The sequence below is a fragment of the Haloarcula sp. CGMCC 1.6347 genome, assembly GCF_037078395.1.
Taxonomy (GTDB): domain Archaea; phylum Halobacteriota; class Halobacteria; order Halobacteriales; family Haloarculaceae; genus Haloarcula; species Haloarcula amylolytica.
Genome location: NZ_JAYMGX010000001.1, coordinates 1,279,731 through 1,296,039, shown reverse-complemented (window position 1 = coordinate 1,296,039; position 16,309 = coordinate 1,279,731). Strand labels below are relative to the sequence as shown.

Sequence of the window (16,309 nt, the reverse complement as noted above, 5' to 3'; positions counted from 1 at the left end):
CCGACGTTAGTCCAAGACGAGCGTGTCGTCTTCGAGGTAGTGCTCGATGTGGTGGGCGTCTTCCTCGGTCTGCACGATGATTTCCCGGAGGATCTGCGCCGTCGCGTGGTCACCGAGGTTCTCCGCAAGGTCGATGTGATCACGGAGCGACTCGATGATGTCGCCGTACATCTCGAGGTCGTTTTCGAGCGACGTCCGGATGTCGTACACGTCCTGTCCTTCCGGTTCTACCGACGCGTGCTCTTCCTGTGCCTTGCCGCCAGCGACGGGCGTGCCACCGAGGGCCTGGGCCCGCTCCGCGAGTTCGTCGGCTGCCTCTTCGGCGTTGCCGGCGGCGTCGCCGAGGAACAGGTGGAGGTCGCGGAACTCGGCACCCTCGACGTTCCAGTGGTGCTTCTTGACCTGATGGTACAGTGTGTACGTGTCCGCAAGGTCCTGATTCAGCGCGTTGATAACCTGCTCGGACTTCTCTTTGTCGAGGCGGAGTTCGTTCTCTTCGACTTCCCCGAACTCGCGTCGGACGTGCTCTTGTGTTGCCATAGTCATCTTATTGTACAGGGGGAAGCCACTTAAAGATTGTTTTGTGAAAATATGTTTTCGGGAACCCAAAAAATATGTTCTAAGATAGAATGGCTGGTTACCTGAACAGAAATATTATCCGCTGATACCAACCCTCGCTCGAGTCAGCACTCTGCGCTTGATATAAAAGGGATAGGACTACTCCGACGACGGCCGGGAAACGACGAGCGCGACGGTGTCCTCGTCGATTGCGCTGCTGTCGACCGCTGTCTCACGGAGGACTTGCTCCTGATGGACTGCGACGACCGCGGCGAGGAGGTAGTCGTCCAGACCGAGATGTGCGCCGTACTCTTCCCAGACAGTTTCTCTGACCGCGATAAAGAACGTCTCGGGCGTGCGGCGTAGCACTGCGTCGTCGAACCGCTTTCGCCACTCGTAGACGAGGTCCTCGACACCGGGATTGTCACGCATCGTTTGCTGGTGGTCAGCGAGCGCGGTTCGCAACTGTTCCTCGTCGACGCTGTTTGCCCCTGCGACTCCACGGACCACTTCGTCGTCGAACGGTGCTAAGAGCGCTACGTCAGTCATCGGACGTCGCTACGGGGGTGACGAACAAAAACACCGTCACACCGAAATCGCGGTAATGAATCGTCTAGATTCCCGCTTGCTGGGAGTTCCCCACATCTATATTCGGGCCCCCCTGTAACCACCGAGTAGAGGCATGGGACGATTATCGACGTTGTTTGCGCCGGAACGTGTCGCAGTGGTCGGGGCGACCGATTCGGAGGGGTCCGTCGGTCACGCGGTCACCACGAACCTGCTCGATTCGTTTGCAGGGGAGGTCGTGGCCGTAAACCCGAACAAAGAGACAGTGCTTGGATTGCCGTGTTACGACAACCTCGCCGGCCTGGAAGACCCCGGGACGGTCGACGTGGCTGTCGTCGTCGTGCCGCCGACGGTGGCGGTCGACGTCATCGAGAACGCCGGGGAAGCGGGTATCGAAAACGTCGTCGTCATCACTGCCGGGTTCGGTGAGACCGGCAGTGATGGGGCCGAACGCGAGCAGCGGCTCCGCGAGGCGGCCAGTAAATACGACCTGAATCTGGTCGGCCCGAACAGCCTCGGCGTGATGTCGACCCCCGTCGGGCTCAACGCCACTTTCGGCAATGAGATGGCCAGCGACGGCGACATCTCCTTTATGAGCCAGTCGGGCGCGTTCATCACCGCCGTGCTGGACTGGGCCGCCGAGCGCGATGTCGGCTTCAAAGACATCGTCTCGCTCGGGAACAAAGCGGTGCTAGACGAGAGCGATTTCGTCGCCGAGTGGGGCGACGACCCCGATACCGACGTCATTCTGGGCTATCTGGAGGACATCAACGACGGGTCGTCGTTCGTACAGACAGCCCGTGAAGTGACACAGGACACGCCGATTGTCCTCGTCAAGTCCGGTCGCACGGACGCGGGTGCGAGCGCGGCGGCCTCCCACACCGGTGCGATGGCCGGATCGGAGCGGGCCTACGAGGCCGGCCTCGACAAGGCTGGGACGCTCCGCGTCGAATCCGTACAGGAACTGTTCGACTACGCCCAGATTCTCGCCGGCCAACCGCTCCCGGACGGGGACGAAATCGCCATCGTCACGAACGCCGGCGGCCCCGGCGTGATGACGACCGACGCCGTCGGCGACTCGGACCTGCAACTCGCGCAGTTCGGCGACGAGACGTTCTCCCGGCTCCGCGAGGAGATGCCCGAGGAAGCCAACATCTACAACCCGGTCGACATCATCGGGGACGCTCCCGCGGAGCGCTTCGAAACGGCGCTTGAAACGGTACTTGCGGACGACAGCGTCTCGATGGCCGTCGTCGTCGCCTGTCCGACGGCAGTGCTTTCCTTCGAGGAACTCTCGGAACGGGTCGTCGAACAGCAGGAGCGGTTCGAGAAACCCGTCGCGGCGACGCTGATGGGCGGGAAGTCAGTCGACGCCGGTGCGAACGTCCTGAGCGAGGCGGGCGTGCCGAACTACTTCGATCCGGCCCGCGCGGTCGGGAGTCTGGACGCTCTCAGACGCTATCGGGAGATCAGGGCGACCGAGTACGAGGAGCCGACGACGTTCGACGTAGACCGCGAGCGGGCCCGCGAGATACTCGAATCCGGTGCCCGCCGCGGGTCGAACCGGCTCGGCGTGGAAGCGATGGACCTGCTCGACGCGTATGGGATTCCGACACCGCAGGGCGATGTCGTCTCCTCGCCCGTCGAAGCGGAGGCTATCGCCGAGGAGATCGGCGACGACGTGGTGATGAAAATCGTCAGCCCGGACATCCTGCACAAGTCGGACATCGGCGGCGTCGAGGTCGGTGTCCCCGTCGAAGACGTCCGGGACACCTACGAGGACCTCGTCGTCAGGGCGCGCAACTACCAGGAGGATGCGACAATTCTCGGCGTTCAGGTACAGGAGATGGTCGACCTCGACAACGGCGTCGAGACGATCCTCGGGATGAACCGCGACCCGCAGTTCGGGCCGCTGCTGTTGTTCGGCCTCGGCGGTATTTTCGTCGAGGTGCTCGAAGACAACACTGTCAGTGTCGCCCCCGTCAGCGAGAACGAGGCGAAAGGGATGCTCGACGACATCGACTCCGCACCGCTGTTGCGCGGTGCGAGAGGCCGCGACCCCGTCGACGAAGCGACGCTGGTGGAAACCATCCAGCGGCTCTCGCAACTCGTCACTGACTTCCCCGCTATCGTCGAACTGGACATCAACCCCCTCGTCGCGACGCCCGACGGGGTGCAGGCGGTCGACCTGCGACTCACCCTCGACCAGGAGAAACTATGACCGACACGAACACGCTACTCGTCACGTCACTGGAGGAAGGTATCGGCAAGACGGCTATCACGCTCGCGCTAGCGACGCGTGCCCACGACGCGGGCTACGACGTCGGCTACATGAAGCCCAAGGGGACGCGCCTGCGGAGCGCGGTCGGCAAGACGCGGGACGAGGACCCGATGCTCGCCCGCGAACTGCTCGATCTGGAGACCGACCTCCACGACATGGAACCCATCGTCTACTCGCCGACGTTTATTCAAGAAGCCATCCGCGGGCGTGAGGACCCGGACGACCTCCGCAAGCGACTGCAAGAGGGCATCGAGACGTGTTCAGAGGGGACCGACCTGCTCCTCGTCGAGGGGAGTAGCGACCTGACGACCGGCAGTATCGTCGACCTCACGGACATCGATATCGCGGAACTGCTCGACGCCCGCGTGCTGTTAGTCACCGGCTACGATACGCCCAGTGATACGGACGAGATTCTGTCCGCGGCCCGGGCGATCGGTGATCGGCTCGACGGCGTCCTGTTCAACGGCGTCACCGACGCGACGGTGGACGAACTCGCCGACGACGTGGTTCCGTTCCTCGAAGGCGAGGGGATTCCAGTCCACGGCATTCTGCCGCGTGACCGCTCGCTCGCCGGCGTCACCGTTGCCGACCTCGCCCGGAACCTCGGCGCGGACATCCTCACTGGCGATGCCAACACCGACGTCCACGTCGAGCGGTTCAGCGTCGGTGCGATGAGCGGGAGCAGCGCACTCGAACGCTTCCGGCGGACGCGCGATGCCGTCGTCGTCACCGGCGGCGACCGCTCGGAGGTCCAGACCGCTGCTCTCGAAGCGTCCGGTATCAAGGCGCTACTCCTCACGGGTGGGTTCCAGCCCGCCAGTGCGGTCATCGGACAGGCGGCCGAGAAAAACGTCCCAGTGCTGTCAGTCCAGTCGGACACGCGGACGACGATAGACAGGGTCGAGGAGGTTCTCCGGACCGGCCAGACGCGCAACGAGGCAACAGTCGACCGTATGCAGTCGCTACTGGACGACGGTGTCGATATCGAGGCGCTGCTGTCAATCGATCTGTAGCACCGTCGTTTCGGCTGGGCGGTAGTCCGTTCCTAACGGAACATGGCCCCGCGCTAGGGCGAAACCTCCACATGAAACGTGCCTTACTATTTTAGTGGTTGGTAGTCAAGTATCAGATGGAGCCTTACCGGCTCCGTAGTGTCACACGACGGGGGTTTGCCCCCGTTCTATCCCCTTTGCTCGGCCACGTATGGACAGCTACTGGTCGATAGCTGGCCGTACCACCGACTGCGGGAGATCTGTGCTGATCCCCGAAATCACGCTGTCTGACGACTCGACGTCCAGCGGCGGAACGGGCCAGACGGAGCATCCGGTCATCCGCTCGATAACGCTCGGATTCGTTCGCTCTGCGGTCGTCGCGCCTTCGTACTCGTTGAGAACGACACCGACGACCGGCACGCCTCTCTGACGGAGCGCCTGCACCGTCAGCGCCGTGTGATTGAGCGTTCCGAGCCCCGAACGGGCGACGACCAGCGCGGGAAGCCCGACATCCGAAACGAGGTCGATGACCTCCCGTCCGTCCGCGAGTGGGACGCGCAGGCCGCCGATACCCTCGACGACAGCCGTCTCGCTTCCTGCCACGACATCGGCGACCCCGTCGCGGATCGACTCGTAGGAAAGCGTGACGTCGTCGTTTGATTCCTTCGCAGCTACGTCCGGTGCCAGCGGTGGCGACAACCACTTCAGACAGACCGCGGCCTCGGTCGTACCGCAGACGGACTGGACGAACGCCGCGTCGTCATCGGGCGGATGCCCGGTCTGGCAGGGTTTGACGGCGACTGCTTCGGTCCCCTGCTCCCGCAGCCAGCCCGTCAGCCCGGCGGTCACGACCGTCTTGCCGACGCCGGTGTCGGTGCCGACGACGAACACACCGTCCTCGGCGATGTGGCCGGTCTCGCGGTCAGGGCCCGAATCCTCGCTCGTATCGCTCATAGCACGCCCACCTCTGTGCCGGCGGTTCGGAAGGCGTCGAGACACTGCGCGATGTCGTCGGCGGTGTGTGTCGCCATCGGCGCGACCCGGATACGAGCGGTCCCTTCGGGTACCGTCGGTGGCCGGATCGCAGGGGCGACGATACCGTGGTCGCGCAGTCTATCGGCCAGTTCCAGCGCGTCCCCGCGGTCACCGACGACGACCGGGAGGATATGCGTCTCGCCGAGCACCTCGTAGCCCATCGTCTCCAGCCCGTCCCGGAGGGTGGCGACAGTGTCCCAGAGTTCTGTCGCGCGGTCGGTCTCGCGAGCGATTCGCAGCGCTTCGCGGGCCGCCGCGGCGTTCGGTGGGGATAGCCCGGTCGAGAAGACGAACGACCGCGCGGCGTTCAGCAGATACTCGATAAGCGTCTCGTCGCCGGCGATATAGCCGCCCTGGCTCGCCAATGCCTTCGAGAGCGTGCCCAACTGCACGTCGACGCGGTCGCTCAGCCCCTCGCGTTGTACGACGCCACCGCCGCTGTCGCCGAACAGTCCTGTCGCGTGGGCCTCGTCCACCATCAGCGACGCGCCGTACTCGTCGGTTGCGTCACAGATGGCTGATAGCGCCGCGATATCCCCGTCCATCGAGAACACGGAGTCAGTGACGACGAGCCACTGTTCGTCCCCGGGCGCGTCCGCCGCTCGCCGTTCCATTTTCGCACGTAGGTCGTCGGCGTCGCAGTGGTCGTACACCACCGTCTCGCTCGCTCCGACGCGACAGCCGTCGATAATCGAGGCGTGGTTCAGTTCGTCCGAAAAGACGACATCCGGGGCCAGCGCGTCGATTGTTCCAATATTGGCCGCGTATCCCGACGAGAACACCAACGCTCGCTCGGCCCCTTTCGAGGCTGCGAGGTCGCGTTCCAGCGCCCGGTGGACCTGCGTGTCGCCGGTGACCAGCCGCGAAGCCCCCGCGCCGGTGCCGACGGTCCGTGCGCCCAGTTCCGCCGCTCGCTGGACCCGGCTGTCGTCAGCCAGCCCGAGGTAGTTGTTCGAGGCGAAGACGACGGCTTCGTCGCCGAACGCCGGTGGTTCGCCTTTCGGGTCGTCGGCAAAGCGGGTCCGCGCCGAGACGGACTCGGCGACTTCTAGATGCCGGCGGAGGTTCTGTGCGTCGCGCTGTTCGAGTCGGTCGTTCAAATCGAAGCCGTGAGTCATGAAGAGGAGAATCGGGCGGTCTCAGAAGCCGGGCATCAGGTCAGCGGGGCCGAACACGCCGTAGTGGCCGGCGCGGTTGTTGCGGACGCCGGCTTTCAGGTAGCCAAGCGCCGGGCCGTTGACGTTGGCCTCCATGCTAGTCACGTCGTCCAGTTCGAAGGTGTTCGTGCCTGTTTCCCCATCGAAGGTCGTGCCCGTCACGCTGACCGTCGTTGTGGTCGGTTTCTCGTCCGAGCGGACGTCGAGGACGCCGCCGACGTGGACATCCTCGGCGTCACAGATGCCGGCCCGCTCAAGCAGCACGTCGTCGGCGTGCTCCATGTCGTGGAACTCCAGAACGCCGTCGTGTTCGTCGATGAGTGCCTCGATCTCGTCCTCGCTCATCTCGCGGGCCGTCTCGATGTCGTAGCCGTCGAGGTGGGCGATGTCCTCACGGACCGTCCCCCGGTTGTCCTCGTAGCCGGACTTGAGACCGACGCCCCACCAGATTTCGACCGCCTCGACCTCGACGAAGGACTGGGCGGCCAGGGCCGCCGCGCCGGTGAGGAAGCCGGGGGTCGCACCGGCCCCGCAGACGAACGTGATGCCCGACTCTTTCAGTTTGTCCTCGCGGTCGTCGAGCATCCCGATGACCCGGGAGCGTTTGAGTACGTCAATCATGACGCCCTCGTAATCGGCCTCGGCGAAGCGTTCGGCCACGCGCGGGATGAAGTCGTGTTCGAGGTTCGGGAGCGCCAACAGCACCGCGTCGATGGCATCGCTCTCGGCGATAATGTCGTCAATGGGCGTTTCCGTCGGTTCGCCCTGCGTACTGGCGACGATGCCGGCCTGCTCGCCGTGCTGTTTGACGCCGTCGGCTTTGGCGGCGGCCGCGCCGCCGTCGGTCGCAACGTCGTCGGGGCCGTCATCTTGCGGCCCGCTCGCAATATTACCCTCCGTCGACTCCAGCAGTTCGTCCACATCGAGACCGTCGTGGTCGATAGCCACGCCGTTGCGGTCACAGGTTGCGACGGCAGTGAGGCCGTCCTTGTGCTGTGAGACTTCGAGCGTCCGCCGTCCGATGCCACCGGTTCCAAGCACTGCAAAGCGTATGTCGTCCATTGTCAGTCGTCGGATTTGAGTTCTGATTTGGTCTGTGCTGTCCCTGCCGCCGTCTCGGTTTCCGTCTCGTCAGCCGCGCGTTCTTTGACCGCTTCGGGGTCGAACTCGTTGGCCTCGGTGTTCGGTTCAAGCCCGGCCTCCGCCATGATTTCGAGGTCGTCGGCCGCCGTCTGGCCCTCGGTTGTGAGATAATCGCCAGTGAGGATACCGTCAGCACCGGCCTCCAGCGCGGCCACCTGTCCGTCCGTGTCGAGGTTGACCTCGCGTCCGCCGGTGAGGCGCACGCGGGACTCGGGGTGGAGCAGGCGGTACACCGCGATGGTCTTGACGACCTCCTCGGTCGTGATGTCGGGCAGCCCCTGTTCGGCCATGGGGGTGCCAGCGACCGGGTTCAGGATGTTGACCGGGAGCGAGGAGATACCGATGTCCTGCAGAGCCATCGCCGCATCGACCCTGTCTGTCGGCGATTCACCCATCCCAAGTATGACGCCGGCACAGAGGTCCATGCCGGCCTCTTTGGCTACCCGGAGCGTCTCGACCCGCTTCTCGAACGTGTGGGTCTGAACGACCTCCGGGAAGTATCGGGGTGATGTCTCGATGTTGTGATTGTAGTGGTTGAGCCCCTCGTCGGCCAGAATCGCGGCCTCCTCCTCAGTCAGGATACCGAGGCTGGCGTCGACCTCAACGTCCGTCTCGTCGCGAACGAGGCGAATGGCTTCGAGGACTTCCGCCCACTCCTCGGGGCGGTTCTCCTTCGAGACGCCCTTCTCGGCGACGACGATACCGAACCGCTGTGCGCCGTCGCGTTCGGCGCGTTTTGCGGCCTCCAGTATCTTCTCCGGGCCGAGAAAGCCGTAGTTGTCGATGCCGGTGTCGAAGTGGACAGACTGGGCACAGAAGCCACAGTCCTCCGCGCAGTTCCCGGCTTTGGCGTTTACGATCGAACACGCGTCGACGGTGTCGTCACCCAGTTGCGTGCGCACGTAGTCGGCCCCGGCCGCCAGGTCGTCGACTGGCTGTGCGATGAGAGCCAATCCGTCCCGGCGGTCGAGGCATTCGCCGTCCAGCACGCGTGCGACAGCGTCGTCTACCGTCTGGTTGCCCGTCTCGTAAACCACATTCTCGCTGTCGGTTGACGGTCTGATAAAGATTCGGGTGAGTCTGGCGACGGACCTGTCAGTCGCGGGGGTACCGTTTTACCAGACCCACTGCTACGCAGTCACATGGCTGGTTCGACGGAGACGGCAACTGAGCACGCCGCCGAAGACGGCCACGAACACCGGAGTCGGTGGCCTCTAATAGCTGCAATCGGTGCTGCGTCGCTGTACCTGGGCGTCGGATTGGTGTTTGTCGGGCTCGACCTGGTCCCGTCCGTGGTCCCGATCGCACTCGGCGGCGCTGGTGCGATTGGCTTGCTGGCCGGACTCGCCGGGTGGGCCAACGAGGCGTTCATCGCCGATTACGTCCGGAACCGCGGGGACAGCGATTCCGACCTGTACGCCACGACGATGGTTCTGTTCCTCGTTTCCGACGTGGCGACGTTCTCCGCCGGTTTCATCTACTACGCCTTCATCCGGGCCGGGTCGTGGCCACCGGCCCACCTCCCGCCGTTGCTTGGCTCGCTGGTGGTCATCAACACGGTGCTACTGCTCGCCAGCAGCGTGACGCTCCACTACGGGCACGAGGCGCTGGAACACGGGAACCGGCGGCGGTTCCTGGGCCTGCTCGGGGTGACGCTCGCGCTCGGCGTCGTCTTCCTCGCCGGGCAGGTGTACGAGTACTACGAGTTCGTCGCCGTCGATGGATTTAGCATCGGCTCCGGCGCGTTCGGAAGCGCGTTCTACGGGCTGACCGGCCTCCACGGCCTCCACGTCGCGCTCGGCGTCCTGCTGCTCGCTATCGCGTTCGGGCGCGCGCTCCGGGGCCATTACACGCCCGGGCGGGACACAGCTATCCGGACCACGTCGCTGTACTGGCACTTCGTCGACCTGGTGTGGGTGTTCCTCGTCGTCGTGCTGTACGTCGGCGCTGCCCTCTGACCCCACGCTGAGCGCACGAAACCCCTAGTTCGACCGGCCGGCCCGCTGTTCCAGCCGCACCAGCCGTCGGTACAGCGGCGGGGCCAGGACGCCGAGGAACCCAAGCGCAATGGCGAACACGCCGAGCGGGAACTGGAGCGGGAGAGCCGCGAAACACGTATTTTCGGCGACGAGGGTGACGTAATACTCTTCGCCCTCGTAGGTAACGATGGCTCCGCGGCGGAAGGCGTCGGCGTTGGGCACGTCACCGACGACCTGCTCCTCGCCAACCGGGTCGTCTACGGCCGTCAGGAACGCCGTCTGTTCGTCCGGGGAGAGGTCGTCGAAGGCCAACTGCGGGAGCCGCGGTCCCGGCTCGTCCCCGCCGAACCGCTCCACCGTTGCTTCGGGTGATTCGACACCGATGGTCGGGTTCCCGCAGTTCTCCAGGTCCGGCTCGATAATCGCGTAGCCGCCGGGCACGGCTCCGGCGATACCGACCGCGATGAGCAGGACGCCGACGAAGGGCGCGAGATACTGAAAGACGAACGAGTCAGCGCCGTCGCTCATCTGTCAGCCGCCCCCGTCGGTCCGTGTCCGAAGCGACTCGTCGGATTTGAGGTACTGGAAGGTCACAGTCAGCCCGATGCCGTACGCCCAGTGGGAGACGAGCACGAAAGTGAGATACCCGACGAACGCGAGCCCGCTCTGCCCGGTGTAGAACGCGATGGCGAACCCGCTGGATATCAGCGTCGCGAACACCAGCCCGGTCTCGAACAGCAGCCGACCGGGGAGGTAGTCGGAGAACGCAAGGAACAGGAGCGGCCAGGTGACGGTCCCACCGACGAGGAAGAGCACGGCCCCGATAGCCGGGCTCGAAGGCAGGCCGACCAGTTCGGCGATTTCACTGAAGGAAACCGGGTCGAGGACGCCGATGAGTATCGCCGTGATGAGTCCGCCACTCATCAGGACCGTGCCGACAAACCCGCCGGCTGCGGCCATCCAGGCGTTCCGGGAGACGGTCTCGGCGACGGTCCCGACGCCGCCGGCCAGCCCTGTCGGCTCGGCTTCAGGGGCGTAGGAGCGCCGCGTCGTCTCGGGCTCGGTCGGCTCCATATCGTACTTGTCCATCATGTGCTGTTCGAACCACTGCCACTCTCGAGTGAACTGGCTCGTCGCCTTCAAGCCCCACGGGTCCGTCGTCGACACGGGCGTCCCCCGCCAGTAAGAGACGAGCATGTTGTACAGCCACAGCAGGGCGCTCAGGCCGATGATGTAGCCACCCACGGTCGCGATCTGCTGGGCGAACTGGTACTCCGGCGGGTAGATGGCCTGTCGTCGCGGGAGCCCAAGCCCGCCGATGACAAGCAACGTCATGAACGTCACGAACGAGCCAAAGACGATCAGCAGCGCCTGGAATCTCGCCATCCGCGTGTCGTACCACCGGCCAGTGATGAGCGGGTACCAGTAGTAGCTCGCGGCGATCATCAGGAACGGGATGATGCCGACGACGATGAGATGGAAGTGGCCGACGACGTAGTAGGTGCCGTGATAGAGGATGTCGATCGGGATAACTGCGAGGAACACGCCGGTGACGCCACCGATGATGAACGTCCCTATCCCGCCGGTACAGAGGATAAACGGCGCAGTCAGGCGGATGTTCCCTTCCCACATTGTCGTGATCCAGTTGAACACCTTGATCGCGCTCGGGACGGCGATAGCGATGGAAACCGCCATGAACGACAGTTTGACCCGCGGGTCCGCGCTCGTCGTGAACATGTGATGCGCCCAGACGCCGAAGGAGAGGACGCCCAGCCCCAGCGTCGAGTAGACGATGAACTGGTAGCCGAACAGTTTGCGGCCGACGAACTTCGGCAAGATCAGGCTCATCAGCCCCGTTGCCGGGAGGAAGAGGATGTACACCTCCGGGTGGCCCCAGAACCAGAACAGGTGTTGCCAGAGGATAGCACCACCGCCTTCCGTCGCAAAGAACGTCGTCGCGAGGTTCCGGTCTAGCAGGAGCATCACGAGCGCGCTCCCCAGCAGTGGGAACGCGAACAGTGCAATCCCGCTCGTGACGAGCATGTTCCACGAGAAGATATCGAGGTTCGCCCAGGTGACGCCCTCGCCGCGCTCGTAGACGATTGTGGTGATGAAGTTGATAGCGCCGACCGTCGTGGCGATGCCGGAGAGATGCAAGCCGAGCAACAGCAGGTCTATCTGTGGATTGGGCTGTTGCACGGACAGCGGGGCGTACAGCGTCCACCCGATACTCACCTCGCGCATCGTGAGGAAAAACCGGATGGCGTCCGCCGGGAGCACGAGATTCAGAATCTGGCCGAGTACCTGAATCATGAGTCCCATCCGGACCATAATCAGCGCCGGCGGGAGGAGCCAGAACCCGATAGCGTTGACCCGCGGGAACGCCATGTCGTCGGCCCCGATGAGCAGCGGCAGGACGTAGTTCCCGATGCCGAAGAACACGGGCAGGACGAAGAATATCAGCATCGTCAGGCCGTGGGTGGTAAACAGCGCGTTGTACGTCTCCGGCGTCCAGATGTCCGCCGGCGGCGTCAGCAGTTCCGTCCGGAGCATCATTGCATCGACGCCGCCCCACAGACCGGCGGCGGTGCCAAAGAAGATGTAGAGCAGACCGATATCGCGGTGGTTTGTCGTCGTCAGCCAGCGGTACACTTCGGACTGGATTCGACCGATCTCAAACTCGATCTCCTCCCGAGTCGTGTAGCCGCCGTCGCTCTCGGGTCGCGCCTTTCGCCGCTCCCGGACCCACACGAAAAGCACTGATAGCGCCAGCACGGCCAGGGCGGTCCCCTCGACGATAGCCCTGTTCAGCATCTGTGTGTAATCGGTCGTGTCGGAACGGTTGCTCGTTTCGTCATGCTACACGTTACCAATCTCTGACACGCCCACGCTGATAAAACTACGCTGGGAACCTGGGTCCAGTAGCGGTCACCCCTCAGCTAGCGCTGCTTTGGGCAAGTTATTTGACACGGCGATTGGTACAGTGTGACAATGCGTCTCCGACGACGCGTGATTCAGGCGGGCCTTGTCGTGGTCGGGCTCTCGCTACTTGCTGCCCCAGCCACAGCGCAGTCGGTCAACAGGGCGGCTATCGACGACCTCAACGAACAGCTCCTGTACGTCGCTCTGCCGTTGACGTTGTTCGTCGAACTCACGCTCGTGTACGTGATCTACCGGTTCCGGAACAACGACGACCCGCAACCGACGGTCGACGACCCGGCGCTAGAGGTGACCTGGACGGCCGCGACGGGCGCAATACTTGTCTTCGTCGGGATCTCGGCGTTCGTGGTGATGGCTAACCCCTACATCACGCCTGCAGCGGCCGAGATATCCGCCGACGAGGGGGACGCCTTCGCGGACGATACGGAGATAGACGTGCTCGCCTACCAGTGGGGGTGGGAGTTCTCCTACACCGAGGCGAACGTCACGACTGAAGAACGGCTGGTCCTTCCAGCGGACAGGAACGTCACGTTCAGGCTGCGGACGACGGACGTGATCCACGCCATCTACGTCCCGCAACTGGGCGTCAAACAGGACATCTTCCCCGGCCGGACGATAACGGCCCGAACGCACGCGACCGAACCCGGCGAATACCGGCTGTACTGCGCCGAGATGTGCGGGGCCGGACACAGCAAGATGAACGCCACTGTCGTCGTCAAGAACCAGTCCGCCTACGACGCCTGGATGGAGAATCAGACGGCTTCGGCCGACTACCGGACTGCTGAGTAGGCGTGAAAAGCGTCAGTACAGGTCGTCGAGTTCACCCTCGGTGTGGCTGTGGGACTCAGCCGGGAACTCGCCGGATTCGACGGCGTCGATGTACTCGTCGACGGCGTCGGCGACCTCGCCGCGAACGTCGCCGAACTGCTCGGCGAAAGGCGGACTGGACTCGGAGAGGCCGACTACGTCAGTGAACACGAGTACCTGACCGTCGCAGTCGCCGCCAGCACCGATACCAATTGTCGGGATGTCGACGGCCTCAGTGACCTGAGCGGCGAGGTTGGCCGGGATGTGTTCGAGCACTAGCGCGAACGCGCCGGCGGCCTCGTGCTCACGCGCGAGTTCGAGGATCTCCTCTGCCTCCTCGCGGCCGGTCGCCTGCCTCGTGTAGCCGGTCTGGTTCACGCTCTGTGGCGTGAGTCCGAGGTGGGCCATCGTCGGGATGCCCAGCTCCGTCAGCCGCTCGGTCAGCTCGACGGTGTGTGGCCCGGATTCGAGTTTGACCGCGTTCGCGCCCTCTTCTTTCAGCATTCGCCCGCAGTTCTGGATGCTCTCGCTCTCGTCCGCCCCGAAGGAGAGAAACGGCATATCGGCGACGACCAGCGCGTCGTCCGCACCGCGTGCGACCGCTCCGACCCGGGAGGCCATCTCGTCGAGCGTGACCGGGAGCGTGTCGTCGTGGCCGAGGACGGCGTTCCCCATACTGTCGCCGACGAGAATGACGTCCACGCCGGTGTCGTCAACGATGCTCGCGGTCACAGCGTCGTACGCTGTCAGCATCGTGATCGGCTCCTCACCAGCCATCGCCTGCAGGTCCCGGACAGTTGGCATATCCGAGCGGGGGCGCGCCTGCGCCTTACCTGTTCGGGTTGCGCAGTTCGCTCGGGAAACCGCAAGGTGCTTGCCGTACCTAGCTGTACCATCAGCCGTGCCAACAGTCGAGAAGACGGACCCGGACGGCGTGGACTTCGGGTGGGTGATGCAGGTCACGTTCGTGACGACGATCCTGGTCGGCTCGCCGCTCGTCGTGCTCGCGTCGACCGCGGTCACGCTCCAGACCTGGACCGCGCGGGCGATGTTCGCGGTCCGCGTCGGCGCGCTCATCTGGTTCCTGACGGCCGTCTGCGTCTACCTCTACGCGCGATACCGGGCCTGATCGAACTCGCTCGCCCACTCGAACGCCATCCCGGCCCGCCGGGCGGCCGTCGCGTCGCTCTCTGAATCGCCGACGAACACGGCCGCGCCGGGGTCGACCCCGATTTCTTCGGCAATCGCCAGCAGACCCTCCGGGTCAGGTTTCGGTGACTCGACGGTGTCACGGCCGACGACCGGCCCAACGTGACTGTCGAGGTCATGGACAGCCAGCGCGGCCCGACACGCCTCCTCGGCGTTGAGCGAGCAAACGCCGACGGGAACGCTGTGTGGAAGGCCGTCGGCGAGGGTCAGTCGCTCCGACTCGTGCGCACCGGTCCGCTCGTGGTCGGTGATGGCTGCTTCGACGGCGTCACGGTGGCCGGTTTCCGAGGACAGCGTCAGCATCTCCCAGAGGTCGCGGTTCTCGGGGTCGACGTTTCGTTCCCGCAGGACCGTCGCGACGTCGCTGGTCACCGTACCCCAGTCGACAGCCAGCCTGACGAGCGTCCCGTCGAGGTCGTAGATGACGGCGTCGTGTGTCACATCAAACGATAGGGGCGACGCCCGCAAAACCGCTTCGCCCCCTCGAACTCACTCCAGCAAGTCTTGTGCGATAATGTTCTGCTGGATTTCGCTAGTCCCCTCGTAGATGGTAGTCACCTTCGCATCGCGGTAGAAGCGCTCGACTGGGTAGTCCGTCGTGTAGCCGTAGCCGCCGTGGATCTGGATCGCCTCGTTGGCCACGTCCACCGCCGTCTCGCTCGCGAAGTACTTCGCCATGCTCGCCGCCGCTCTCGCTCGCTCGCCGCGTTCCAGTTGCTGTGCGGCCTCCCACGTCAACAGCCGCGCCGCCTGCACGTTCGTCGCCATGTCCGCGAGCTTGTGCTGAATCGTCTGGAACTCGCTGATCGGCTGGTCGAACTGCTCGCGCTCCTGTGCGTAGTCGAGGGCCTCGTCGAGCGCGGACTGTGCGAGTCCGACGGCCTGCGCGGCGATGGCGACCCGACCGGTCGTCAGAATCGACAGCGCCGCGGCCAGTCCCTTGCCCTCCTCAGTCAGTTGGTAGCGCTCGGGCACGCGGACGCCGTCGAACTGGAGCGGGGTCGTGTCGCTCGCACGGAGGCCGAGCTTGTCCTCTTTCTCGCCGACGGTGAGCCCGTCGGTGTCTTTCGGCACCAGAAACTGCGTTATCGAGTCCGGGTCGTCGGGGTCGGTCTTCGCGAAGACGATGACGACGCCCGACCGCTTGCCGTTGGTAATCCACTGTTTCTCGCCGTCGATGACGTACTCGTCGCCGTCGCGCCGGGCGGTGGTCGACATCTCCCGCGGATTCGACCCGGCCTGTGGCTCCGAGAGCGCGAACGCGCCGACCGGGCGGCCATCGGCCATGTCGGGGAGCCAGTCGTCCTGAACGGCTTCGGAGCCGAACTGCGCGATACACGATGTCGCGAGGCAGTGGACTGACAGGGCCGTCGCGACCGCAAGCGACCCGTACGCGAGTTCCTCGTTGACCAGCGCGTACGTCGGCTTGTCGGCGTCGAAGCCACCGTATTCGGCCGGTGTCGTCAGCCCAGTGATGTCGATATCCGCGAGCCCGTCCCAGCACTCTTCGGGAAAGGACTGCTCGCGGTCGGCATCGGCGGCTTTCGGACGGATGTCCTCGACGGCGAACTCTCGAACGGTGTCGCGGATGGCTCGCTGCTCAGCGGAGAGATCCATACCGACCGTTACACCGGAGTCACG

General features: G+C 64.5%; 16 protein-coding genes. 5 read left to right on the top strand and 11 right to left on the bottom strand.

The window, feature by feature from the left end; genetic code table 11:
• Positions 1–6 precede the first annotated feature (6 nt).
• Positions 7–540 (bottom strand): DNA starvation/stationary phase protection protein DpsA, encoded by a 534-nt coding sequence (dpsA, locus tag VI340_RS06865; RefSeq protein ID WP_008309164.1) that lies wholly within the window; start codon positions 538–540, stop codon positions 7–9.
• Between the two features lie 177 nt (positions 541–717).
• Positions 718–1,107, bottom strand: a complete 390-nt coding sequence (locus VI340_RS06860; RefSeq protein ID WP_008309165.1) for a hypothetical protein — start codon at positions 1,105–1,107, stop codon at positions 718–720.
• 133 nt (positions 1,108–1,240) lie between these two features.
• Between VI340_RS06860 and acs the strand changes: the two genes are divergently transcribed.
• Both acs and VI340_RS06850 read left to right on the top strand, forming a co-directional pair.
• A complete protein-coding gene (gene acs, locus VI340_RS06855; protein WP_008309166.1) occupies positions 1,241–3,346 on the top strand; it encodes an acetate--CoA ligase alpha subunit in 2,106 nt (701 codons plus the stop codon).
• The gene (locus VI340_RS06850) at positions 3,343–4,419 is read left to right on the top strand and encodes a phosphotransacetylase family protein (RefSeq protein WP_008309167.1); all 1,077 of its coding nucleotides are present in this window, start codon (positions 3,343–3,345) and stop codon (positions 4,417–4,419) included. Before acs ends, VI340_RS06850 begins: the two co-directional genes overlap by 4 nt.
• Before the next feature lie 198 nt (positions 4,420–4,617).
• Here the strand turns inward: VI340_RS06850 and bioD are convergent, their stop codons facing one another.
• Genes bioD through bioB form a run of 4 tightly spaced genes read right to left on the bottom strand, consistent with a single transcriptional unit; the run spans position 4,618 to position 8,770 of the window.
• On the bottom strand, positions 4,618–5,352 hold the full coding sequence (gene bioD / locus VI340_RS06845; protein ID WP_336358060.1) for a dethiobiotin synthase: 735 nt from the start codon (positions 5,350–5,352) through the stop codon (positions 4,618–4,620).
• Complete coding sequence (locus tag VI340_RS06840; protein WP_008309172.1) at positions 5,349–6,551, bottom strand: aminotransferase class I/II-fold pyridoxal phosphate-dependent enzyme; 1,203 nt, start codon at positions 6,549–6,551, stop codon at positions 5,349–5,351. The genes bioD and VI340_RS06840 overlap by 4 nt, the downstream gene beginning before the upstream one ends.
• A gap of 21 nt (positions 6,552–6,572) precedes the next feature.
• On the bottom strand, positions 6,573–7,652 hold the full coding sequence (locus VI340_RS06835; protein WP_336358059.1) for a transcriptional regulator: 1,080 nt from the start codon (positions 7,650–7,652) through the stop codon (positions 6,573–6,575).
• A gap of 2 nt (positions 7,653–7,654) precedes the next feature.
• Positions 7,655–8,770, bottom strand: a complete 1,116-nt coding sequence (bioB, locus tag VI340_RS06830) for a biotin synthase BioB (protein WP_336358058.1) — start codon at positions 8,768–8,770, stop codon at positions 7,655–7,657.
• A 105-nt stretch (positions 8,771–8,875) separates the two neighbouring features.
• Here bioB and VI340_RS06825 point away from each other — a divergent pair, with 105 nt between their 5' ends.
• Positions 8,876–9,691 carry a cytochrome c oxidase subunit 3 gene (locus VI340_RS06825; protein ID WP_336358057.1) on the top strand — a complete coding sequence of 272 codons (816 nt, stop codon included), beginning with the start codon at positions 8,876–8,878 and terminating at the stop codon, positions 9,689–9,691.
• A 24-nt stretch (positions 9,692–9,715) separates the two neighbouring features.
• On the opposite strand, the gene VI340_RS06820 is transcribed toward VI340_RS06825, so the two are convergent.
• Together VI340_RS06820 and VI340_RS06815 are read right to left on the bottom strand one after the other, a co-directional pair.
• Positions 9,716–10,240 (bottom strand): hypothetical protein, encoded by a 525-nt coding sequence (locus tag VI340_RS06820; RefSeq protein ID WP_008309181.1) that lies wholly within the window; start codon positions 10,238–10,240, stop codon positions 9,716–9,718.
• Positions 10,241–10,243: 3 nt separating this feature from the next.
• A complete protein-coding gene (locus VI340_RS06815; protein WP_336358056.1) occupies positions 10,244–12,526 on the bottom strand; it encodes a DUF6789 family protein in 2,283 nt (760 codons plus the stop codon).
• Positions 12,527–12,703: 177 nt separating this feature from the next.
• Between VI340_RS06815 and coxB the strand changes: the two genes are divergently transcribed.
• Positions 12,704–13,441, top strand: a complete 738-nt coding sequence (coxB, locus tag VI340_RS06810) for a cytochrome c oxidase subunit II (protein WP_008309184.1) — start codon at positions 12,704–12,706, stop codon at positions 13,439–13,441.
• Positions 13,442–13,453: 12 nt separating this feature from the next.
• Here the strand turns inward: coxB and panB are convergent, their stop codons facing one another.
• Positions 13,454–14,263, bottom strand: coding sequence for a 3-methyl-2-oxobutanoate hydroxymethyltransferase (gene panB, locus VI340_RS06805; RefSeq protein WP_336330441.1), 810 nt, complete (start codon positions 14,261–14,263; stop codon positions 13,454–13,456).
• Positions 14,264–14,360: 97 nt separating this feature from the next.
• Here panB and VI340_RS06800 point away from each other — a divergent pair, with 97 nt between their 5' ends.
• On the top strand, positions 14,361–14,588 hold the full coding sequence (locus tag VI340_RS06800; RefSeq protein WP_005534398.1) for a DUF5822 domain-containing protein: 228 nt from the start codon (positions 14,361–14,363) through the stop codon (positions 14,586–14,588).
• Here the strand turns inward: VI340_RS06800 and VI340_RS06795 are convergent.
• On the bottom strand, positions 14,567–15,109 hold the full coding sequence (locus tag VI340_RS06795) for an HAD family hydrolase (protein WP_008309189.1): 543 nt from the start codon (positions 15,107–15,109) through the stop codon (positions 14,567–14,569). The two genes, VI340_RS06800 and VI340_RS06795, sit on opposite strands and share 22 nt — an antisense overlap.
• A gap of 48 nt (positions 15,110–15,157) precedes the next feature.
• A complete protein-coding gene (locus tag VI340_RS06790) occupies positions 15,158–16,285 on the bottom strand; it encodes an acyl-CoA dehydrogenase family protein (RefSeq protein WP_336358055.1) in 1,128 nt (375 codons plus the stop codon).
• Between the last annotated feature and the right edge of the window lie 24 nt (positions 16,286–16,309).